Source organism: Lysobacter sp. M2-1, assembly GCF_022662495.1.
GTDB lineage: Bacteria > Pseudomonadota > Gammaproteobacteria > Xanthomonadales > Xanthomonadaceae > JAKPBU01.
Genome location: NZ_JAKPBU010000005.1, coordinates 273,067 through 294,125, shown reverse-complemented (window position 1 = coordinate 294,125; position 21,059 = coordinate 273,067). Strand labels below are relative to the sequence as shown.

Annotated in this window: 15 protein-coding genes; 1 reads left to right on the top strand and 14 read right to left on the bottom strand. The window is 67.4% G+C overall.

Annotated features, from left to right (window positions below):
- Positions 1 to 25: 25 nt before the first annotated feature.
- The 13 genes from MC375_RS12245 to MC375_RS12185 all read right to left on the bottom strand — a co-directional run bounded on the left by MC375_RS12245 (position 26) and on the right by MC375_RS12185 (position 17,272).
- A complete protein-coding gene (locus MC375_RS12245) occupies positions 26 to 709 on the bottom strand; it encodes a response regulator transcription factor (RefSeq protein ID WP_242103673.1) in 684 nt (227 codons plus the stop codon).
- Entirely contained in the window at positions 697 to 2,742 is a 2,046-nt protein-coding gene (locus tag MC375_RS12240; protein ID WP_242103672.1) for an ATP-binding protein, read from the bottom strand. The genes MC375_RS12245 and MC375_RS12240 overlap by 13 nt, the downstream gene beginning before the upstream one ends.
- Positions 2,742 to 3,581, bottom strand: a complete 840-nt coding sequence (gene cysW, locus MC375_RS12235) for a sulfate ABC transporter permease subunit CysW (protein ID WP_242103671.1) — start codon at positions 3,579 to 3,581, stop codon at positions 2,742 to 2,744. Before cysW ends, MC375_RS12240 begins: the two co-directional genes overlap by 1 nt.
- Before the next feature lie 2 nt (positions 3,582 to 3,583).
- Positions 3,584 to 4,453, bottom strand: coding sequence for a sulfate ABC transporter permease subunit CysT (gene cysT, locus MC375_RS12230; protein WP_242103778.1), 870 nt, complete (start codon positions 4,451 to 4,453; stop codon positions 3,584 to 3,586).
- A complete protein-coding gene (locus MC375_RS12225; protein ID WP_277929455.1) occupies positions 4,450 to 5,535 on the bottom strand; it encodes a sulfate ABC transporter substrate-binding protein in 1,086 nt (361 codons plus the stop codon). The genes cysT and MC375_RS12225 overlap by 4 nt, the downstream gene beginning before the upstream one ends.
- Positions 5,532 to 7,439: an ABC transporter ATP-binding protein gene (locus MC375_RS12220; protein ID WP_242103670.1), complete on the bottom strand. Its 1,908-nt coding sequence runs from the start codon at positions 7,437 to 7,439 to the stop codon at positions 5,532 to 5,534. The genes MC375_RS12225 and MC375_RS12220 overlap by 4 nt, the downstream gene beginning before the upstream one ends.
- Before the next feature lie 148 nt (positions 7,440 to 7,587).
- Positions 7,588 to 8,835, bottom strand: coding sequence for an MFS transporter (locus tag MC375_RS12215; protein WP_242103669.1), 1,248 nt, complete (start codon positions 8,833 to 8,835; stop codon positions 7,588 to 7,590).
- Between the two features lie 174 nt (positions 8,836 to 9,009).
- Positions 9,010 to 9,426 carry a GFA family protein gene (locus MC375_RS12210; protein ID WP_242103668.1) on the bottom strand — a complete coding sequence of 139 codons (417 nt, stop codon included), beginning with the start codon at positions 9,424 to 9,426 and terminating at the stop codon, positions 9,010 to 9,012.
- 182 nt (positions 9,427 to 9,608) lie between these two features.
- On the bottom strand, positions 9,609 to 10,358 hold the full coding sequence (locus MC375_RS12205) for a hypothetical protein (RefSeq protein ID WP_242103667.1): 750 nt from the start codon (positions 10,356 to 10,358) through the stop codon (positions 9,609 to 9,611).
- An 80-nt stretch (positions 10,359 to 10,438) separates the two neighbouring features.
- Positions 10,439 to 10,969, bottom strand: a complete 531-nt coding sequence (locus tag MC375_RS12200; RefSeq protein WP_242103666.1) for an SRPBCC family protein — start codon at positions 10,967 to 10,969, stop codon at positions 10,439 to 10,441.
- A complete protein-coding gene (locus MC375_RS12195) occupies positions 10,966 to 11,364 on the bottom strand; it encodes a metalloregulator ArsR/SmtB family transcription factor (protein WP_242103665.1) in 399 nt (132 codons plus the stop codon). The genes MC375_RS12200 and MC375_RS12195 overlap by 4 nt, the downstream gene beginning before the upstream one ends.
- A gap of 108 nt (positions 11,365 to 11,472) precedes the next feature.
- Positions 11,473 to 14,847, bottom strand: a complete 3,375-nt coding sequence (locus MC375_RS12190; protein ID WP_242103776.1) for a PAS-domain containing protein — start codon at positions 14,845 to 14,847, stop codon at positions 11,473 to 11,475.
- A 181-nt stretch (positions 14,848 to 15,028) separates the two neighbouring features.
- Positions 15,029 to 17,272: a TonB-dependent receptor gene (locus MC375_RS12185; RefSeq protein ID WP_242103664.1), complete on the bottom strand. Its 2,244-nt coding sequence runs from the start codon at positions 17,270 to 17,272 to the stop codon at positions 15,029 to 15,031.
- A 276-nt stretch (positions 17,273 to 17,548) separates the two neighbouring features.
- Here MC375_RS12185 and MC375_RS12180 point away from each other — a divergent pair, with 276 nt between their 5' ends.
- Entirely contained in the window at positions 17,549 to 18,952 is a 1,404-nt protein-coding gene (locus MC375_RS12180; RefSeq protein ID WP_242103663.1) for a GntP family permease, read from the top strand.
- Positions 18,953 to 18,961: 9 nt separating this feature from the next.
- Here MC375_RS12180 and MC375_RS12175 read toward each other — a convergent pair whose 3' ends face one another.
- A complete protein-coding gene (locus MC375_RS12175; protein WP_242103662.1) occupies positions 18,962 to 21,001 on the bottom strand; it encodes a glycoside hydrolase family 97 protein in 2,040 nt (679 codons plus the stop codon).
- Positions 21,002 to 21,059: the final 58 nt, after the last annotated feature.

Below are 21,059 nucleotides of genomic sequence, written 5' to 3'. Positions count from 1 at the left end.
GGATTGGCGGGAAAAGCGCCGGGGGTCAGGGGCCGTCGCGCGGCGCGAAGGCATAGCCGACGCCGGGGACGTGCTCGATCCTGTCGCCGGACTCGCCAATCCGCGTCAGCTTCATCCGCAGGCGATGCACAAGCTGCTTGAGTGCGTCGCGATCGGCGCCGTCCCGATCGGCCCAGACCGCAACGATGATGCGCTGGGCATCGACCGGGCGTCCGCGGTGCCCCATCAACAGCCTGAGCAACCGGAGTTCGAGCGGCGACAACCGGCATGGCGGACCGTCGCCGAAGCGCATCTCGCTGCGAACCGCGTCCACGACCAGATCGCCGGACTCGAGCACCGGTTCGGCACCATCGCTGCCGCGTCGCAGCAGGGCGCGCACCCGCGCCAGCAGTGCGCGCGGGCTGAACGGCTTGCGCAGGTAGTCGTCGGCGCCGAGGTCGAGCCCGCGGACCTCGTCCGCCTCGTCCGCCCGTACGGTCAGCATCATCACCGGGATGTCGCTGTCGCGCCGCAGCTTTTCGAGCACGCCGAAGCCGTCGATGCCCGGAAGGTTGACGTCCAGCACTACCAGGTCCGGCCCGGTTTGTTCAAACACCGCCAGGGCCTGCTCGCCGTCGTAGGCGACGACCACCTCGTAGCCAGCCGTCTCCAGCGCGTAGCGCAGCAGGCCGACCAGTTCGACGTCGTCATCGACAATCAGAATGCGCACGCAGCCTCCAGGGGCAGTACCACCCCGAACCTGGCGCCACTGCAGCGCTGCGGTTCGGTGATGACGATCTCGCCGCCATGGCGCTCGACCAGCGCACGCGCGATCGCCAGCCCAAGGCCGGTCCCGCGTTGCGAAGGTTCCTGGTCCGGCGCGCGGCGAAACGGCGCGAACAGGTCCGCCGTGCGCGCCATCGGCGGGATGCCCGGACCTTCGTCCTCGACCCAGAGCGACACGGTTTCCTCGCCCCAGACGATGTCGACCCAGATGGTGCTGTCATCGGGCGCGAACTTATTGGCATTGGCCAGCAGGTTGATGACGACCTGCGACAGACGCTGGGTATCGCCCGTCAGCCGTTGTTCGCTTGCGGGAAGATGCAAGGCGACTTTCTGATTGCGTTGTTCGGTCAGCGGGCGCATCAGCTCGGCGCACTCTTCCACAAGCTTCACCAGATCCACCTGATCACGTCGCAGCCGCAGTTCGCCGTGTTCCAGGCGGACACTGTCGAGCAGGTTGTCGACGAGCTGGGAGAGCCGCAGCGCCCCCCGGAATTGGGCATCGACCAGGCGTTTGGCGGTGTCATCCCCGCGCCCCGCCAGATGGTCCTGGAGCAATTCGATCGACGCGATCTGCGCGGCGATCGGCGTCTGGAACTCGTGCGAGAGATTGGCGACGATCGCGTCGCGCATGACCCGCGACGCCTCTGCAGGCGTTTCCTCGCGCACGATGGCCACTTGCCGGTTCCGGGAAGGCGCATAGCTCCTGATCACCAGCTTGCGGGCGCCGCCGCCGACCCGATAGTCGCCGGTGGCGTGCGCCGAGCCCTTCAGGCGTGCCTGCTGCAACGGCGTTGTCGCCTGCCCCGCCTCCAGACCCTGGCCTGGCAGTGCGGACAGTACGTCATCGAAGCGCCGGCCGATCACGTCCGCTTCCTTCAGGTCGAGCAGTTCCAGGAAGCGGCGGTTGGCATAGATCACGTTCTCGTCGGCATCCATGGCAACGATGCCATCGCCCACGCCGTCGAGCACCATGTCGAGTTCATTGCGCTGGTGACGCTCGTTCTCGGCCAAGGCACGGATCTGCAGGCGCATGTCCTCGAGGCTGCGCGCGAAGGCATTGGGTTCGACCAGGCGCGTATCTGGTCGCCGGATGCGGCCCTCCAGGTTGCCGACACCAAGGCGTTCTGCGGCCGCCGCGAGCTGGGCGAACGGATCGGCGATCCGTCGCGCCAGCCAGACTGCAACTGCAACGGCCACCGCCACCATGGCCAGCGAACCGGCCATGAAGGCGAACAACCATTCCAGCAGTTCGCTGATGAGCGCCGAACGCGGCAGGCTGGTCACCAGCACCGCCTCGATGCCTCCCGGCTCTCTGCGCACGGGCTCGAGGTGGATCGCGGCTGCGTCGCCGGTCGGTTCCTTCAGGGTCTCTCCCGAGCCGGTGACCAGCACGTGGCGGATCGCCGTTCCAAGTCCATCGGACGCCCGGGCGGTTGGTGCGAGCAACTGCACCCGTACCGCCTCGTCGTTCAAGTCCAGCGCTTCCACCGTCAGCTGTCTGGCGACGACCACGCGATGCCCGGGCGGAGACTCGACGGCTTCGGACGCGACCAGCCAGCGTTGCTCGCCGTCCGCGCCGAACTGCAGCCCGTTGCTCATCAGGTTCGCGGGCGGAGATCCGGACTCGGCGAACAGGACGCCATGCCGGAAGACGCCGATGTAGTCGAGCCGCCCAGTGCGACGGAAATCATCGACGAACGCGCGTGCTGCACTCGCATCGGCACGCGCCAGGAACCGACGCAACGTCGGCCGCTCCACCAGCAGTCCGGCAACGACCGCCAGGTCCTGGCGCTGGTAAAGCAACCGCGCCTGGGCCTCGGTCGCGGCCTGGGCGACCTGGGCCTGCGCCCGCTCGACCAGGGACGCATGGATGATGCCGGTTCCGGTGGCCAGCAGCAGCAACGCCAGCAGTGCGACCAGCCCGACGTGGCTGGCGAGCAACAGATGCAGGAGCCTGAGCGGCCTACCGGCGGCCATCAACCCTGCCCCCTGAGCGGATGCGCATGCTCGATCCAGCTCTTCGCAAACAGAGTGACCAGTCCCAGCATCGCAAGCAGCGACGCGACCGCGAACGCGGCGGTGAAGTCGTACTCGTTGTAGAGGATCTCGACGTGCAGCGGCATGGTGTTGGTTTGCCCACGGATATGCCCGGACACCACCGAAACGGCGCCGAACTCGCCCATGGCCCGGGCATTGCACAGCAGGATGCCGTAAAGCAGGCTCCAGCGGATCGATGGCAGCGTAACGTGCCAGAACGTGCGCCAGCCTCCGGCACCCAGCGTGTAGGCGGCCTGCTCCGGGTCGGTGGACTGCTCCTGCATGAACGCGATCAGCTCGCGTGCCACGAACGGCAGAGTCACGAACAGCGTCGCCAGCACGATGCCCGGTACCGCGAAGACCACCTTCCACCCGGTTGCCTGCAGGATGGGTTGGAACCAGCCCTGGCTGCCGAACAGCAACACCAGGACCAGGCCGGCGACCACAGGCGAGATCGAAAACGGCAGGTCGATCAATGTCACCAGCAGGCTTCTGCCACGGAAGTGGAACCGGCTCAGCACCCAGCCGGCGGCGATGCCGAACACGACGTTCAGCGGCAAGGCGATCGCCGCGACGGTCAGGGTCAGTTTCAGCGCGGCGCGCGCATCGGGCTGGTTGAGCGCCGCGATGTAAGTTTCGTAGCCACCAGCGAAGGCCTGGCTGAAGACTACGACCATGGGCAACCCGAGAAACACCAGCAGAAACACCACGGTGAGCAGGATCAGCCCCACCTTCAACAAGGGCGGATCGCGCAGAGCGGGGCTGTGGTCGCGATGCATGCTCATCCCGCTCGACGCGAACTGCTGTTCCAGCGCTGGGCGAGGTTGATGACCAGCAGCATCAGGAACGAAATCACCAGCATCGCAACCGCCAGCACCGTTGCGGATCCGTAGTCGTATTCCTCGAGCTGCACCACGATCAGCAAGGGTGCGATCTCGGACACGAACGGGATGTTGCCGGCGATGAAGATCACCGACCCGTATTCGCCCACGGCGCGCGAAAACGCCAGCGTGAACCCGGTCAGCGCAGCGGGCATGATCGCGCGCCCCACCACATGACGGATCGCCTGCCCCCGGCTCGCGCCGAGCGTGGAGGCCGCCTCTTCGAATGCCGGGTCGAGGTCCTGCAGCGCGGGTTGCACCGTTCGCACCACGAACGGCAGCCCGACGAATACCAGCGCCACCAGGATACCCAGCGGCTTGAAAGCGACTTCCACGCCCAGCGCCGCCAGCGGACGACCCAGCCAGCCGTTGCCGGCGTACAGCGTCGCCAGGGCGATCCCCGCCACGGCCGTCGGCAGCGCGAACGGCAGGTCGATCATCGCGTCCAGAATGCGACGCCCGGGAAAGCGGTAACGGACCAGCACCCAGGCCGTGATCGTGCCGAGCACCAGGTTGAGCGCGGCGGCGGTGAACGACAACCCGAAGCTCAGCCGGTAGGCGGCCAGCGCCCGTTCACTGGTGGCGATCCGCCAGATCTCCGACGGCGACACGTCGAGCAGCTTCAGGAAGGCCGCGGCGATCGGCAGCAACACGATGATGCCGAGGTAGGTCAGCGTGATGCCCAGGGTGAGGCGGAATCCGGGGTGTGCCCGGATCCGGCGCCTCGTCCCAGGCAAGCGCCCGGCGTCCGCCGCAACCGACATGCTCAGAGTTCTCGGGCCGCGAAGATGGTGTCGAAACGACCGCCATCGGCGAAGTGCTCGGATTGCGCCTTCGACCAACCCCCGAACTGCTCATCGATCGTGAACAGCTCCAGCTCGGGGAAATCCTTGGCGTATTCGGCCAGTATCTTGGGGTCGCGAGGCCGGAAATGATGCTTGGCCGCCAGGCGCTGACCGGCCGGATCATAGAGATAGTTGAGGTAGCGCTTGGCGAGCGCCTCGGTGCCGTGCTGGCGCGCGACCTTGTCGACGATGGCGACAGTCGGTTCGGCAAGGATGCTGATCGAGGGACGGACGATCTCGAAGCGCTCGCTACCGAATTCTTCCAGGGTCAGGATCGCTTCGTTCTCCCATGCCAGCAGCACGTCGCCGATCCCGCGCTGGACGAAGGTGTTGGTGGAGCCGCGAGCGCCGGTGTCGAGGACCGGCACCGACTTGAAGACACGCGTCAAGAACTGTTGCGCGTCGGCATCGGTCCCGCCGCGCCTGAGCACCGCACCCCAGGCGGCCAGGTAATTCCAGCGGGCTCCGCCTGAGGTTTTGGGATTCGGGGTGACAACTGCGACGCCGTTCCGCGCCAGGTCCGGCCAGTCATGGATGTCCTTGGGATTGCCCCGACGCACGAGAAAGACAATCGTCGAGGTATAGGGCGCGCTGTTGTCCGGGAACTCGGCCTGCCAGCCGGGTTCGATCAGTCCGCGTTCGGCGATCGCATCCACGTCCGCCGCCAGGGCCAGCGTAACCACGTCGGCCTCGAGTCCGTCGATCACGGCACGTGCCTGCTTGCCGGAACCGCCGTGCGACATGCGTACATCCACCGCCGGATGGTCGCCTGCCTGCTCCTGCCGGGAGAAGGCGGGGTTGAACTCCGCATACAGCTCGCGGGTCGGGTCGTACGATACGTTCATGAGATTGGCGACGGCGGTCGCCGGCGCCTCGGGATCGGCGCCTGCCTGCTGCGGCGCTTCCGCGCCGCAGGCCGACAGCGCGAAAGCCGCAAACATGGCCAGGGCAGCGGCGTAACCGGGTGCCACGGCGCGGGTTTTGCGCAAGGCTCGGATCGTCATCATTGTTGGCTCCAGATGCTTGAAACGGGGGGCGTCCTGGGTGGCGAGGCGACGCCGCCAAAGTACGAATGCAGATCGGTCCTGGGACGCAGTGCCAGGTCGGTGGCGTCCGGTTGCACCATCAGGAGCGTGGGGCGTCCATCCAGCGCTTGCAGCCAGGATTGCTGCCGGGCATCCAGCGCCGAGCGCGGCCCCAGATCGATGGCGATCGCGTCGGCGGAGTCGCCAAAGTAGGCGGCCGGGTCCTGCGGAGTGGTTTCAGCAGCGGGCACATCAACGGTGAACGGGATGCTGCGCAGCGCCAGCGCGTCGTGCCAGCGCGGTGGCGGTTCCGCCGGATGCACCGCACCCTCGAGATCGCGCACTTCGATTGCCGCCTTGAGCTCCTCGACCATTTCTGCCAACAGACTGATGTTGGGCTGCGCGGCCGAAAACGCGCGCAGCAGCACCAACCACCGTGCGTCCGTCCCGGCGACGAGCGGATCCACGCCGGCGGCCGCCAGCCAGAACTGGCGGGCATCGACGTTCTTGAGCAGTCCGCACACCCTGTCTGGCGACCGCATCGAGGCGGGCAACAGCACCAGGTCGTAGCTTTCGCCGGCCAGATGGACGCGTGCCGCTTCCCACAGGTCGATTCCGGAGGTTCGCGTGTTGATCAGCCGCAGATCTCCCGCGAACAACTGACGGTACTGTTCAAGCGGCGCATGCAGCTCCGGCGCGCCCACGGCGGGTCCAAGCACGGTCACCAGGGCATGCTGGCGCTCGCCGTAGGCCAACGCCGAACGCAGCAGCGCATGACCGCCGGCATCGCCGGGCGCGATCACGAGCAGACGCAGGCTGGGCCGCGAGATGGCATGCAGCTCGTTGGCGAACAACGTCACCCGATCGCCCGCCCGCAGCGGCAGCAGTCGCGCGGTGTCGATGCTGCGCAGCGACTCCAGATGATGTCGACGCCCGCCCGCTGCCTCGACCCGGACGTGCACACGCTCGCTTGCCCCCAGGTACTCCACGCGCTCGACTTCCGCCGCGTGGGTGAACACATCCCGGTCGGCGGGCACCGGCGCATCGCCGCGCAACAAAATCAGCTTTTCCGGGCGCAGCAGCACCTTGACGCGCCGGGGCACGGTATCGGCCGACGCGCGCGAGGTGTCCAGGCGCACGCGCGCGCCTTCCGACGTCAACTCTCCCGGAAGCAGGTTGGCACGCCCGACGAAACCGGCGACGAATTCGGTACGCGGCTGCACGTAAAGCTCGTGCGGCGGTCCATCCTCGAGCAGGCGACCGCGATGCAACACCATGATCCGGTCGGCTACCGCGAAGGCCTCTTCCTGGTCGTGGGTGACGAATACCGCGGTGGTGCCGAGCTTTTTCAGCAGCTCGCGCAGCCCTTGCCGCAGCTCCTGGCGGATGCGTGCATCGAGCGCACCGAAAGGTTCATCCAGCAACAGCATGCGCGGCCGGTGCGCCAGGGCGCGCGCCAACGCGGTGCGCTGGCGCTGTCCGCCGGAAAGCTGGGCCGGATACTTGCGCCCGCTTCCGCCCAGGCCCACCAGCTCCAGCAGTTCATCCCGGCGCCCCTGGCGCTGGCGGCGATCCACGCCGCGCACCCGCAGCGCGAACTCCACGTTGTCGGCCACGGTCAGGTGTTCGAACAACGCATAGTTCTGGAACACGAACCCCAGGTCGCGGGACTGCGGCGGCAACTCCGTCATGTCGGTGCCGTCCACCAGTACCGTGCCTGCGTCGGCCAGGGTCAGCCCGGCAAGGATGCGCAGGATGGTGCTCTTGCCGCTGCCGCTTGGACCCAGCAGCGCGACCAGCTCGCCAGTTCCGACTTCGAACGAGACATCGTGGACCACCGGCCTGCCGCCGAACAGCTTGGTCAATCCGCGGACTTCCAGAGACATGTGTGCGCCATGCAGAGCCAGTCGGCGCATGGTTCAACAGCCGCGGTTACGCTGTCAGTGGTCCTCCGGTTATGACCCGGTTACGAGGTCGCGGGATTCCCCGTCCTGACGGTCCGCAGCACGACGCGCGGAATGCACCCGGATACGCTCAGGTCTGCAGCACGGGCTGGCGACCGCCACCCACCAAAGGCTTGCGCGCGGACGGGAACAGCAACGCAATGGCCGCTGCCGCCAGACCCACCGACATCGACCCGATATACAGCCAGGTGTAGGTCCCGAAGCGGTCGTACAGCCAGCCGCCCAGCAGCGGACCGAGCGCCATGCCCATGCTCGAGAGCAACGACGCCGCTCCCAGCACCGTGCCGAGAATGCGCGGCGAGAACGCTTCGCGTGCCAGCGAGGCATACAGTGGCATGGTGCCGCCGTAGGCCAGGCCGAACACGATTGCCACGACGTAAAAGCCGGTGAGCTGGCTCGCACCGAGATAGGCCGCGGCCGCAAGGGCCTGCACCAGCAAGCCGGCCACCAGCACCGGCTTGGCGCCCAGCCGGTCCGCCAGGACGCCGAACAGCAGCCGTCCGCCCAGCCCGGCGGCGCCTTCCATACTGTAGATCGTCACCGCGGCGGTCACCGACAGGCCGCAGCCGACCGCGTAGCTCACCGTGTGGAAGATCGGGCCCGAATGCGCCGCGCAGCAGGCGAAGTAGGCCAGTGCCAGCACGATGAAAGGTTTTGAACGCAACGCCTGCCCTGCGGTCAGGCTTTGGCTGCCCCTGGTCGCGATGTCCTCGGCCGAGGCGGCGGGCGCCGGTGCGGCACGCACGAACCAGACCACCGGCAGGGTCAGCGCCCAGGCCAGCACGCCCACGATCAGCAGGGTGCTGCGCCAGTCGTGCTGCGTCACCAGCCAGGCCACCAGCGGCGACATCGTCATCGGCGCCACGCCGACCCCTGCCGACACGAGCGAGATCGCCAGGTTGCGGTGCCGCTCGAACGACGAGGCTGTCGCCGCGATCACCGGCGCAAAGAAGCTGGCGACCGCGACGCCCAGCAGCAACCCGTAGCTGAGTTGGAACTCCAGCAGGCTATCCGCCCGGCTCGCCAGCACGCAGGCCAGGCCCAGCAGCACCGAACCGGCCAGCACGCACACCCGCGGTCCGTAGCGATCGCTGAGCATGCCCCAGCCGAAGCCGGCGAAGCCGCCACTGACGAAAGCCAGCGTCATCGCACTGGACAGGCCGGCGCGCGACCAGCCGGTATCGCTGCTCATCGGCTGCAGCAGCACCGCCAGCGCAAACAACACGCCAATGCCCACACAACCGAGGACCGCGCCGGCCGCGACCAGGGACCAGTTGCGATCGACCGGGAGAGAAGAAGCGGATGCGGAGCTGTTCATGCGGGTGGATTGTCCTGTCTGCCTCCCATTCGACGGGTGGAGCATCCCGAAATCGACACGTCGGTCCGAATCGCGCCAGGGCGCTCATTCGCGGCCGCTATCGCTCCTCCGGGGCCATCGAACGGAGTATTCCCCACCTGCCAACTTGCGCATCGATATCGATGTCCGTATCGATCACCCCGGCGGCATCCCGTCGAACTTCGGCACGGCCGGATCAAGCTGGTCCCACGGGTATCCGCGCACGCGATAAGTCGTCATTTGCGGCTTGTACCGGCCCGGATCGTCGAGGCTGCCGGCATGCACGGTGAAAACATCCGGCGCAGCCGCAAACGTCAAATAGACCGGGGAACCGCAAGTCGGGCAGAACGCGTGTGTCTTCGTGTTGCCGCTATCGGCAACGATGTCGCGGTGGGTCGCCATGCCCTCGAGTTTCACGCGCTGCCTGCTCGGAAAGCTCAGATAGGACCCGTGCCCGGTGCCGCTTGCCTTCTGGCAGTCGCGACATTGACAGTCGTTCATGACGATCGGTTCGTCGGAGATCTCGTAACGGATCGCGCCGCAGGCGCATCCGCCGGTATAGGCCTTGCTCATGTCTGTCTCTCTTCTCGTACTGGGGTGGAAGACAGCACGCTGACCGATCGAACGAGGTTCATTGCGATCGGCCCACACGTTCGGCATGCATCGTGGCGCAGGTGCTGGAGTGCTGGAGTTATGGCGCTGTGGCCGGATGGAGTCGGAGATGCACCCCGTCCACTGGCCGCCGAACAGCGCCGTCAGTGCTTCATGCCGGCAAGGCAGAGCACCTCGCGATGCGCACACAGCGCGTGCAGCAGCTCCCGCTCGTCGGCCAGGATCTTCGCCTTCTCCGTCTCGCCCAGAAGCTGGACCACGTAGCTCTGCTCGTCGTTGCCCTGGCGGTCGATGAGCGGGTACACCAGGGTCGCGGGATCGGCGAGATCTGGTTTGGCGCCGATATCCGCGTTGCTGATGCCCGGTGCGTAGTACATGAGGTGCGGCATCGCCATGGTGTGGATCTGCATGTCGGGCGGCCCGGCCGTGCGCATCACCGGCGCCACCATGTACGACACGCCCGATTTCTCGGGAGCGCGGTAGGTTCCGTCTGCGTAACGTTGCTCGACTCTTGCTTTCAACGCAGCGGCATCGATGCCGCTCACACGCAGCGCGGCCGTATCCATGATGACCTTCAGGTAGGTGCGCGCGCCCACCGCGTCGTAGCACAGCGGGATGTAGATGTCGTCGCGCAATTCGCCGTGCTCCCAGGCAGTGCGCTGCACCAGGCATTCCAGGCCGCTGGTTCCGCGGCGGGCGACGCGGTAGCCCGTTGCGGGATCGAGGACGTGCACGGTCGCTGCGTCGCGCAACGCAGCCGGCAGCGCGCTCAGTGCGTAACGCACTTCCAGTGTCTCTGGCATCGGCGTGAGCGAGGTAGCCTGTACTGCAGCCGCTTGTGCGGGCGCGGTCGCCAGGGCGACGACCAACGCGAAGATCCGGACCTTGTTCATGGCAAGCATCATCCGTTGCGCCGTGGCGGACCACGGCGCCTGTCTGTTGTAGGTTGAAGTGCGGGCGGACCGGCGTGCGGTCAGGCCGGCACGCGGCGATCGTATTCGGCGCGCAGCCGGCTCCAGCCGTCCCAGAACGGTTCGGGCTTGTTGCCCTTCGTACGTGCAGCCAGGACGTTGAGGTGCATATGCCAGCCGGCGCCGATCTTGAGCAGGTTCGACCGGTCGGAGATGCCGCGGTGGAGCACGGTGAGCAGCACCTGCTCGCCTTTCGGTTCGAGCTCGAACGTCACATCGCCCCCACCCCAGGTGAAGGCGAGGCGGCGCGGCGCATCGAACTCGACGATGGTGCTTTGCATCCGGCTCTCCTCGGAGAAGCCTTCGGGCCGCTGCCCGGGCGGATCGGACAGCTCCTCGTTGCGCCAGACCAGTTCGAACGGCGCGCCAACCTGCAGGTCCATCTCGCCTGCGGCCAGCCACTGCCGGCGCAGGTCGCTTTCGGTGAGGTAGGCCCAGATGCGTTCGACCGGTCCGGGCAGCAGACGCTGGATCCGCACGGTATCGGGGGCGGTCACGACGCCGTACTCGGCTTCGGCAATGGCGATGTTCATGGTTTCCTCCTGGTGGTGGGAGATTTTCGGGCGGATCTGGCCGCTGGTTTCGCGACGCGCTTCGACGCGTCCTCGGCCTTGAGAATGGCCTCAAGCACGTCGAGTTTCTGGTTCCAGAAGCGCTCGTAATGACGGAGCCATTCCGCGCCGGCATGCAGCGGGCGCGCATCGAGCCGACAGGTATGCACCCTGCCCTGCACCTCGCGCTGGATCAGCCCGGCGCGTTCGAGCACCTGGATGTGCTTCGAGGCCCCGGCCAGCGAGATCTCGAACGGGGCAGCGAGTTCGCCGATGGTGCGCGGCTGCGCAGCCAGCTCGCGCAGCATCGCGCGGCGGGTCGGATCGGCCAGCGCGCCGAATACGGCGTCGAGGCGTTCTGGATATTGCTTAACCATATGGTTGAATATACGCGTCTGCAGACGATTGTCAACCCTTTGGTTAAATATATTTCGCAGGGGAAATGAACCGGCTCGATCGACCGGCTTGCGCTGGCGCTCTCGCGGTCATGCCATCAGGGGCCGGCCGGCGTCCAGCGTCGAGGGCGGCCTGGCCGCCAGCGCCCGATCCATCACCGACTTCAGCGCCAGCGCCTTGACCGGCTTTGGCAGCAGCGGCAAGCCGGCTTCCATCACCGCGCGCCGCACCTGATCGCCATGGTCGGCACTGAGGATCACGGCGGGACGCGGGCCGCAAGCGTTGACGAGGCGCTGGTACAGGGCGACGCCGGTATCGCCGGCGTCGAGATGGTAGTCGAGCAGCCACAGATCGGCAGGATGCAGCGCTTCCGCCGCCAGTGCGGCATCGCCGTCGGCGACGGCCGAGACCGTGCATCCCCACCGTTCGAGCATCGCCTGCAGCGCCTGCAGCCCGGCCGGCACGTTGTCGACCACCAGCACGCGCAAGCCCGGGTAGCCGCGTGCGCCGGGCTGCGGCGCGGCTGCGGTGCGCTGCGCCTGCACGCTCGGCAACAGCAGCGAGAATGTGGTGCCGCTGCCAGGCGCACTGCGCAGGGCGATCGGTGCGCCCAGCAGGCGCGCGATCCGGTCGGCGATGGAAAGTCCCAGTCCAAGCCCCTGCCCGGCCGCATCGTCGCCACGCCGGAATTCCTCGAAGATCGCCTGCTGCAGCTCCGGCGCGATGCCCGACCCGGTGTCGTGCACTTCGATGCGCAGCGCGTCTCCTGCACGACGCACGCCGAGCAGGACCGTACCGCGTGCGGTGTAGCTCACCGCATTGGCCAGGAAATTCTGCAGGATGCGGCGCAGCAGCTGGGGATCGGTATGGGTCCAGGCACCGCTGCATACATGTCGAAAGCGCAGGCCGCGCTCGGCGGCCATGGCGGCGAACTCGGACGCCAGCGGTTCGAGTACCTCGGCCAGCGGGAAGTCGCGCGGCTCGGGCACCAGCCCGCCCGCTTCCAGTCGCGACATGTCGAGCAAGCCGGTGAGCAGGTCGGTGGTGGAATCGAGCGCGCCGCGGATCTGCAGCAGCTTGTTCTGCAACGCATCGCGACGCGGCTCGCCTTCGACCTGCTGGGACAGCGCGTCGGTGAACAACTGCGCTGCGTGCAGCGGCTGCAGCAGGTCGTGGCCGATGGCGGTCAGGAAGCGGGTCTTGGCCTCGTTGGCACGCTCGGCCTCGTGCTTTGCCGCCTGCAGCAGCGCGGTGCGCTCGTCGACCCGCTGCTCCAGGGTTTCGTTGCTGCGGCGCAGCTCGTCCTGCGCATGGCGGAACGCGGTGACGTCGGTGAAGGTGGCGACGAAGCCACCGCCGGGCATGGGGTTGCCGCGGATCTCGACGATGCTGCCGTCGGGAAACCGGCGTTCGGACAGATGCGGCGTTCCCGCGCGCATATGCGCCAGGCGTCGCTGCAGGGCCGCTTCCACGTCGTCCGCGCCTTCGACATGGCGCAGCGCCCAGCGACTGATCTCGGCGATCGGCCGGCCAACCTGCAGCAACGCATCGGGAAAGCCGAACAGTTCGGCATAGCGCCGGTTCCAGGCGACCAGGTGCAGCTGCGCATCGACCACGCTGATGCCCTGCGACATGTTTTGCAGCGCGCCTTCCAGCAGGCGCTGGTTGAAGCGCAGGTCCTGCGAGGCCTCGCCAACGATGGCCGCGACCGTGTCCAGGTCGGCGCCGACCTCGCGCCGCGCGGCATCCAGCAGCAGGCGCGCCGACGCGGCGCCCAGTACCGCGGACAGCTCGCGTTCCAGGCGCTCCTCGATGCGCGCGGGCACCGCACCTCCGCGCGGTGCGTCGGCCAGCAGCGCGTCCACCTGCATGGCGGGCAGGAAGCGGGTTGCGGCGCGGCGCAGGGTTTGCGCGTCGAAGCCGCGCGTCTGAGCGCCGGCGATGCGCGGGCGCTGCAGCGACAGCAGCACCATCGCCAGGGTGCCGGCGAAGAAGCTCGCGCCCACCGCGCGACCCAGCCGGCTCCAGCCGGTCAGCCCAAACAGCGCGTCGGGTGACAACCACGTCCAACCGAAGGGGCCGCCTGCGATCCAGTCGGCCTTCGCGCCGAAGGTCGCAGCCAGCAGCGGCGTGAGCATCACCCAGGCCCACACCATGAACGCGACCATTACGCCGACGGTCGCCGCGCGCGGCGGCGTGCGCGGGCGCCACACCGCGAATGCGAGCGCCGGTGCCAGGGTGGCCAAGGCCGAGAACGACACCGCACCGATGTCGGCCAGCGCGTCGCTGCCGCTCACCAGGCGCGCATAGCTCCACGACAGCAGCATGATGGCCACGATGCAGGCGCGGCGCAGGCGCAGCAGGTCGCCGCGGCGATCATCGCCCTGCCCAGACCATGCGCCGCGCAGCAGGCCCGGGGCGAACCAGTGATTGCCGATCATCAGGCTCAGCGCCAGGGTGCTGACCACCACCATGCCGGTGGAGGCGCTCAGCCCGCCCAGGAAAGCGAACAGTGCGATACCGCCATGGCCCTGCGAGGCGGGCAGCGCCAGCGCGTACATGTCCGAGGGCACCGCATCGCCCAGCAAGGCCACGCCGGCCCGGGCCAGCGGCAGCGTAGGCAGCGCGATCAGCACCAGGTACAGCGGAAACAGCCAGCGCGCGCTGCGGATGTCGCGTTCGTCGCGGCATTCGACGACGCCGATGTGGAACTGGTGCGGCAGGATGAACATGGCCAGCGCGCCCAGCAGCACCAGCGGGACGAAGCCGCCAGCCTGCGCGGACGCGGGCGCAACCGGTACGGTGACGGCCGGGATGTCGAGCGCGAGCCAGACGAACAGGCCCAGGACCAGCATCGCCACCAGCTTGAACAGCGATTCGAACGCGATCGCCAGCACCAGGCCGCGGTTGTGCTCGGTGGCGCTGGCACGGCGGGTGCCGAACAGCATGGCGAACACCGCCATGGCCAGGGCCACGTACAGCGCACCGTCGCGCCACGGCGCCACGTCCGCGCCTCCGCGCGCTTCGCCGGTGAGCGTGGCGAAGCTCATAGTCACGGCCTTGAGCTGCAGCGCGATGTAGGGGACCAGCCCGAGCGCGGCGACCAGGGTCACGGTGGCCGCCAGCCACGGATCCCTGCCCAGCCGGGTGGCGATCAGGTCGGCCAGCGACGTCGCATTGCTCTCCCGCGCCAGCCGCACCAGCCGCACCATAAAGGCGAAGGCGAGCAGGTAGAACAGGATCGCACCGAGGAACGTCGGCGGCAGCGGCCAGCCGTAGCGGGCCGCCTGGGTCACCGTGCCGTAGAACGTCCACGAGGTGCAATGCACCGCCAGCGACAGCGCGTAGACATGGCGCCAGCGGCGCGAGAACGCCCCAGGATGGCGTTCGCCGTACACCGCCGCGGCAAACATCAGCGCCAGCCACACGAGGCCGGCGACGATCACGGTCGCGGTGCTCAGCATGCCCATGGCGGAAATCCCCTCACCCGGCGAGGATAGCCGCGAACGTCAGCCGCGTTGCCTGCCGGCCGCGCGTGGGCGCATGCCACACCCTCGGTCCGGCCCGGGCGCATGCAACGCACCCGGTGCCAGGTGGCATCCGCACGCCTTCGCGGAACCGGCCTTGGTCCTCGCCGGATGGGGCTCAGAAGTCGTAGCGCGCGGTCAGGCTGTATTGCCGGGGCGCACCATAGAAGCCGGTGAGGACGCCGAGCGCGGCGATGTTGTAACCCGTGGTGCGGTATTCCTTGTCCGCCAGGTTGGTGCCCTGCAGCGAGAACGACCAGGCGTCGTTGAGCTTGTAGATCACGCCTGCGCTGACCAGGCCGTAGCCGTCCTGCCGGATCGCCGGGCTCAGGTCGGTGGTCGGCCAGACCTCGCTCTGGTAGGCATAGCCCACGCGCGCGGACAGGTTGCCGCCATTGGCCAGATCGGTGCGGTATTCGACATTCAGCGCCCCGGAGAACTCGGGCGCGTTGGTGAAGCGCTGCGCATCGGAGATGTCGACGCCGCCGGTGATGAACTCGTCGTATTCCGCGTCCAGCCATGCCAGGTTGCCGCTGATCAGCCAGTTCGCCGTCGGCAGCCACTGGTATTCGACTTCCGCACCGTTCACGGTGCCGGCGCCGGCGTTGGTGAAATCGCCGAAGAAGGCATCGTCGACCCCGTCGCCATTGCTGTCGTAGCTGGTGAACACCGACAGCTGGATGTCCTTGTACTTGTTGTGGAACACCGACAGGTTGAGGAACAGACGCTGATCGAACAGCCCCATCTTCGAGCCGATCTCGTAGCTGTCGACCTGTTCGTCCTTGAACGGCTCGGCCGACTCCGGGAACTGCACCGACTGCGCGCGGATGTTGTAGCCGCCGGACTTGAACCCGCGGGTCGCCAGGCCGTAGACCATGATGTCCGGGGTGATCTCGTAGTCCAGCGACACCTTGGGCGAAACGTTCTCGAAACTGGTCGACTTGTCGAAGTCGGCGGCGATCGGCGTGGGATTGGTCGCCGTGCAGGCGAGTGCCAGCTCGGTGTAGGTCGCGTCCCGGTAGCAGCGGTTGAGGACCCGCGCGTGCTTGTCCTCGCTGGTGATCCGCGCGCCCACGTCCAGGCTCAGGCGGTCGGTCAGGTCGATGGTCCAGTCGCTGTAAAGGGCAACGCTCTCGGTGGTGACCACGCCCTGGGTATCGCCGAAGATCAGGTTGAGGAAGTTGTTGAGCACCTGTCCACCGGCATCGCCGTTGAACGCATACAGGCCGATCACGCCGCGCGCCCGTCCGCCGGCGTCGTAGTTGGCCTGCAGCTCGTTGGTCACCTGCTCGTCGCTGTAGAAGGCCTTCACGTCGACCAGCTTGTTCGGCAGGGTGTCGAAGTCGATGTTGGTCTCGGTGTCCGATTCCCGCCGGGCGATGACGTATTTGAGCGCCCAGTTGTCGTTGGGACGCCAGTTGACCGTGGCCGAAACGCCTTTCATCTCGGTATCGTTGACATTGGGCATTCCGCTGCGGATGTCGTAGCGGTCGTCCAGCGGCGCCACGCCCGGTGCCAGCGGATTGGGCGCCAGCATCTTCGCGCCGCGCACGCCTGACTGATCGTCCAGCCAGTCGAAGGTGAACTGGAAGTCCAGGTCGTCGCGCGCATACGCCCCCAGGTGCAGGCGCGCTGCGTTGATTTCCTTGTCGCTCACGTCCTGGCCGGTGAACTGGTTGGTGCCGAAGCCGTCCCGGTTCATGCTGGCGACCGACACCCGGCCGCGCAAGCCGCTGTCCTCGCCACCGATGGGGCCGCCGATGGCGGCCTTGGCATCGAGCTGGTTGTAGTTACCGACCGTGACGGAGGCGAAGCCGTCGAGCTGTTTCGGCAATTCGCGGCTGATGTACTTGATCGCGCCACCGATGGTGTTCTTGCCGTACAGCGTGCCCTGCGGGCCGCGCAGCACCTCGATCCGGCCGACGTCGAACACGTCCAGCAGGGCGCCCTGCGGGCGGGCGATGTAGACATCGTCCAGGTAGATGCCCACGCCCGGATCCACGCCCCACAGCGGATCGGCCTGGCCGACGCCGCGGATGTAGACGGTGGCCGTGCTGCTGGACCCGCGCGCGGCATAGATGGTGAGGTTGGGCACCTGTGCGTCCAGGTCGCCGATGTCGCGGACGTTGAGCTTGTCCAGCAGATCGGGCGTGAACGCGGTGACCGCGACCGGCACGTCCTGGAGGGTTTCCTCGCGCTTGCGCGCGGTGACCGTGATCGCGTCCAGCGTGGCTGGCGCAGCTTCGTCTTCCTGTGCGGCCGTTGGTGCCGGCGCGTCCTGCGCGCGCACGATCGGGGCGTGGATGGCGGTGGCGGCGAGCAGACTGGTGGCGACGGCCAGGCTCAGGGTGCTGCGTTTCATCTTGGTTCCCCTCGGATAGGCATTGCGTGCGGCCAGGCGCCGCCCGCCGTGCAGACTAGGCAGGCGCACAGCCGCGGGCACTTGTACCTTCGGACAATGGGCCCGAGCGGTGTAGCCGCTGAGACTGCGCCCGACCAGCAGTCGCCCATTCCTTTGCGGGCGGTCATGGCCGTGATGGCGCCTCGCCTGGCTACACGCAGGCAAAGACATTCGCGGCCATGGCCGCCGCATCCAGGCGGCCGGGTGCCGTGGACAGATTTCCTGCAGAGATCCCGAATGTCGTTCCTGATCGTCCTCGCCGCGCTGTGCTTCCTCATGTTCGTGGCCTATCGCGGCTACAGCGTGATCTTGTTCGCCCCGATCGCGGCGCTGGGCGCGGTGCTGCTGACCGATCCATCGCTGGTCGCGCCGATGTTCACCGGCCTGTTCATGGACAAGATGGTCGGGTTCCTGAAGCTGTATTTCCCGGTCTTCCTGCTCGGCGCGGTGTTCGGCAAGCTGATCGAGATCTCCGGCTTTTCCAAGGCGATCGTCAAGGCGACCATCGCAGTCGTGGGCGCACAGCGGGCGATGCTGTCAATCGTGCTGGTGTGCGCGCTGCTGACCTATGGCGGCGTGTCGCTGTTCGTGGTGGTGTTCGCGGTGTATCCGTTCGCGGCGGAGTTGTTCCGTCAGAGCGATATCCCCAAGCGTCTGATCCCCGGCACCATCGCGCTGGGCGCGTTCACCTTCACCATGGATGCGCTGCCAGGCACGCCGCAGATCCAGAACATCATTCCGGCATCGTTCTTCGGCACCACGGCCTGGGCCGCTCCGGTACTGGGCACCCTGGGCGGCGTCTTCATCCTAGGCGTGGGCCTGGCGTACCTGGAATGGCGACGCCGCAAGGCGCTGGCCGCGGGCGAAGGCTATGGCGATGCGGCCACGCTGGTGAACGAACCGGCGAGCTTTGCCGGCGGCAGGCTCGCCAATCCGCTGATCGCGATCCTGCCGCTGGTGCTGGTGGGCGTGAGCAACAAGCTGTTCACCGGTCTGATCCCGCGCTTCTACGGGCAGGCCCACGAGTTCGTTCCGGCGGTAATCGGCACGCCCGCGCCCGTGGTGCAGGAGGTATCGAAGGTGGCCGCGATCTGGGCGGTGGAAGGCGCCCTGCTGGTTGGGATCGCCACGGTGCTCGCGTTCGCCTGGAAGCCGGTGATCGCCAGCTTCGCCGAGGGCACGAAATCGGCCATCGGCGGTGCCTTGCTCGCCTCGATGAACACCGCGTCCGAGTACGGATTCGGGGCGGTCATTGCCGCCCTGCCCGGCTTCCTAGTGGTGGCCAATGCGCTCAGTGCGATTCCCAATCCCCTAGTCAACGAAGCGGTCACCGTCACCGCCCTGGCCGGCATCACCGGCTCGGCCTCGGGCGGGATGAGCATTGCGCTCGCGGCGATGGCGGAAACCTTCATCGCCAACGCAAATGCCGCGGGCATCCCGATGGAAGTGATGCACCGGGTGGCAGCGATGGCCTCGGGCGGCATGGACACCCTGCCCCATAACGGCGCGGTGATTACCCTGCTCGCGGTCACCGGCCTGACCCACCGCCAGGCCTACAAGGATGTCTTTGCCATCACCCTGGTCAAAACGTTGGCGGTGTTCGTGGTGATCGGCGTGTTCTACGCGACCGGCTGGGTGTGAGGCGCACGATCAGGGTGAAGTCTGCGCTGGCGACGATGGCGCCGCATCCTGCGCACTGCCGATCCTGACAAGCCGGGCCACGTAGCCGCCGCCGGGCGCGAGCTTCAGCGTGAGGCTATCGTTTGCGCCCACCGCCTGGCGTTCGATGCGCACATCACCCGCATAACGATCGGCATTCAAGCCATCCGCGACGATGGTGGCCGCATAGCGGCCCTGTTCCAGGAACGACAGCGGGACTTCGAAGCTGCGCGCAGTCCAGTCGGTCATCGCGGCCACGTACCAGGTGTCGCCAGAACGGCGCGCCAGCACCAGGTAGTCGCCCACCGCGCCCTCGATCGGGCGGGTCTCGTCCCAGGTGGTCGGAATGCCGGCCAGGATGCGGGTGAACTCGGGCGCGGTGCGGTAGTCGGAGGGCGTGCCGGCCAGATACTGCAGCGGGCTTTCGTAGATCACGTACTGGGCCATCTGCTGGGTGCGCGTGCCCTGGTTCATCGGCTGCTCGCCGACCGCGCGGAAGGTCTTTTGCGTGCCGTTCTGCATCGAGCCGCCTTCCCAGTCCAGCGGACCGGCGAGCATGCGCACGAATGGCACGGTCAGGGCATGGTCGGGCGTGACCCGGTCGCTCCACATGTTGAACTCGTGGCCCAGCACGCCCTCGCGCGTGAGCAGGTTGGGATAGGCGCGCTGCATTCCGGTGGGCTTGAACGCGCCGTGCAGGTTGACCACCAGCCGGCGCTGCGCAGCAGCCTTGGCCACCCGCTCGTAGAGCTGCAGGGTCTTCTGGTCGTCGCGGTCCATGAAATCCATCATGATCCCGCTCGCGCCCCAGGCCGCGTAGCGGTCCAGCGCTTCGTCCAGGTTGCGCTCCAGCGCGTTGGCCTCGTTCCACAGCAACACGCGCACGCCCTTGCTCCGCGCATACGCGATCAGGCCTGGCACGTCGATGGCGGGATTGAGTTTCGTATTGTCGTCGTTGTCCGACCATCCCGCGTCGAACATCATGTACTCGAGGCCGTACTCGGCCGCGAAATCGATGTAATAGCGATACGTGTCGGTGTTGGGGCCGGACACGAAGTCGACCCCGTGCAGCACACGGCTGGTGATCCACTCCTCGGTCGACTTACCCGGATGGATCCACGAGACGTCCTCCAGCGCCAATGGTCGCGCCAGGCGGTAGACCAGATCGTTGCCAACCAGCGCGGCGGCGTCGGGCGCCACCATGAAGACCCGCCACAGAAAACTGCGATCGCCAGCGGTGCGAGCGATGTAGTCCGCGCGCCGGATCACCATGTTCTGCTTGAATTCGCCGCCGAACACCCGCTCCTGCAATGGATAGCGCGCGAACTCGGCGCGCAATGTCGGCGCACCCTGCACGCCGCGCAGCCACAGCCCCGGGTAGTCCCACAGGTCCGATTCGGTGACGCCGACGTAGGCGCCGGACTGCGTGCGCACCAGCAGCGGCAGGAATGCCTGGCGCCCCGGCAGCACGTCGCGCAGCGCGACTTCGGTGTAGTTCTCCTCGAAGCTGGTGTGGAAGCAGTCGAGCTCGGGTTCCTTGCGGCAGGTGGCGAGCGCGATCCATGCCTTGTCCTGATCGCCGAAGCGCAACGTTGCGTGTTCACTGTCGATCGTGACCTCACCGTCGTAGCGGGTCTCGAAACGGTAGGCGACGCCATCGTCGTATACGCGGAACACGGCCGACAACGATTCGCCGAAATCGAGCCTGAGCTCGTTGTAGCGATCGGGGATGAGTGCGCGCTTCTCTGGCACCGCGGGCCGGATCACTTCATCGACCGAGCGCCGTTGCTCGCCGCTGACGGGCGGCAACGCTTCCGCGCGCGTCCCGCCGTCGATATCCAGACCGATGGGGCCTGCACGCACCAGCGTATTGTCGCGATAACGCACTTCCAGCGAGAGCGTCGTTCCTGCCTGCACCACGGCCTCGAGCGGCGCCTGCGGCGCAGCGACGCGAAAGCTCGCGGCGGAGGCGATCGAAGGAACGGCAGCGACGATCACCCACATCGCCAACCCGATTCGAAACAACATCATGCGCATGCCATCCACGGAAGCCGCCTGCGACATGCTACTGCCCGTTGCCTGCGCGGGC

What these genes read in the sequence shown, in the direction of transcription:
- MC375_RS12240 (WP_242103672.1), bottom strand. Translation starts at nt 2,742, where the DNA reads ATGGCCGCCGGTAGGCCGCTCAGGCTCCTGCATCTGTTGCTCGCCAGC.
- MC375_RS12200 (WP_242103666.1), bottom strand. Translation starts at nt 10,969, where the DNA reads ATGAACATCGCCATTGCCGAAGCCGAGTACGGCGTCGTGACCGCCCCC.
- MC375_RS12190 (WP_242103776.1), bottom strand. Translation starts at nt 14,847, where the DNA reads ATGCTGAGCACCGCGACCGTGATCGTCGCCGGCCTCGTGTGGCTGGCG.
- MC375_RS12205 (WP_242103667.1), bottom strand. Translation starts at nt 10,358, where the DNA reads ATGAACAAGGTCCGGATCTTCGCGTTGGTCGTCGCCCTGGCGACCGCG.
- cysW (WP_242103671.1), bottom strand. Translation starts at nt 3,581, where the DNA reads ATGCATCGCGACCACAGCCCCGCTCTGCGCGATCCGCCCTTGTTGAAG.
- MC375_RS12195 (WP_242103665.1), bottom strand. Translation starts at nt 11,364, where the DNA reads ATGGTTAAGCAATATCCAGAACGCCTCGACGCCGTATTCGGCGCGCTG.
- MC375_RS12175 (WP_242103662.1), bottom strand. Translation starts at nt 21,001, where the DNA reads ATGATGTTGTTTCGAATCGGGTTGGCGATGTGGGTGATCGTCGCTGCC.
- MC375_RS12220 (WP_242103670.1), bottom strand. Translation starts at nt 7,439, where the DNA reads ATGTCTCTGGAAGTCCGCGGATTGACCAAGCTGTTCGGCGGCAGGCCG.
- MC375_RS12225 (WP_277929455.1), bottom strand. Translation starts at nt 5,535, where the DNA reads ATGATGACGATCCGAGCCTTGCGCAAAACCCGCGCCGTGGCACCCGGT.
- MC375_RS12210 (WP_242103668.1), bottom strand. Translation starts at nt 9,426, where the DNA reads ATGAGCAAGGCCTATACCGGCGGATGCGCCTGCGGCGCGATCCGTTAC.
- MC375_RS12180 (WP_242103663.1), top strand. Translation starts at nt 17,549, where the DNA reads ATGTCGTTCCTGATCGTCCTCGCCGCGCTGTGCTTCCTCATGTTCGTG.
- MC375_RS12185 (WP_242103664.1), bottom strand. Translation starts at nt 17,272, where the DNA reads ATGAAACGCAGCACCCTGAGCCTGGCCGTCGCCACCAGTCTGCTCGCC.
- MC375_RS12215 (WP_242103669.1), bottom strand. Translation starts at nt 8,835, where the DNA reads ATGAACAGCTCCGCATCCGCTTCTTCTCTCCCGGTCGATCGCAACTGG.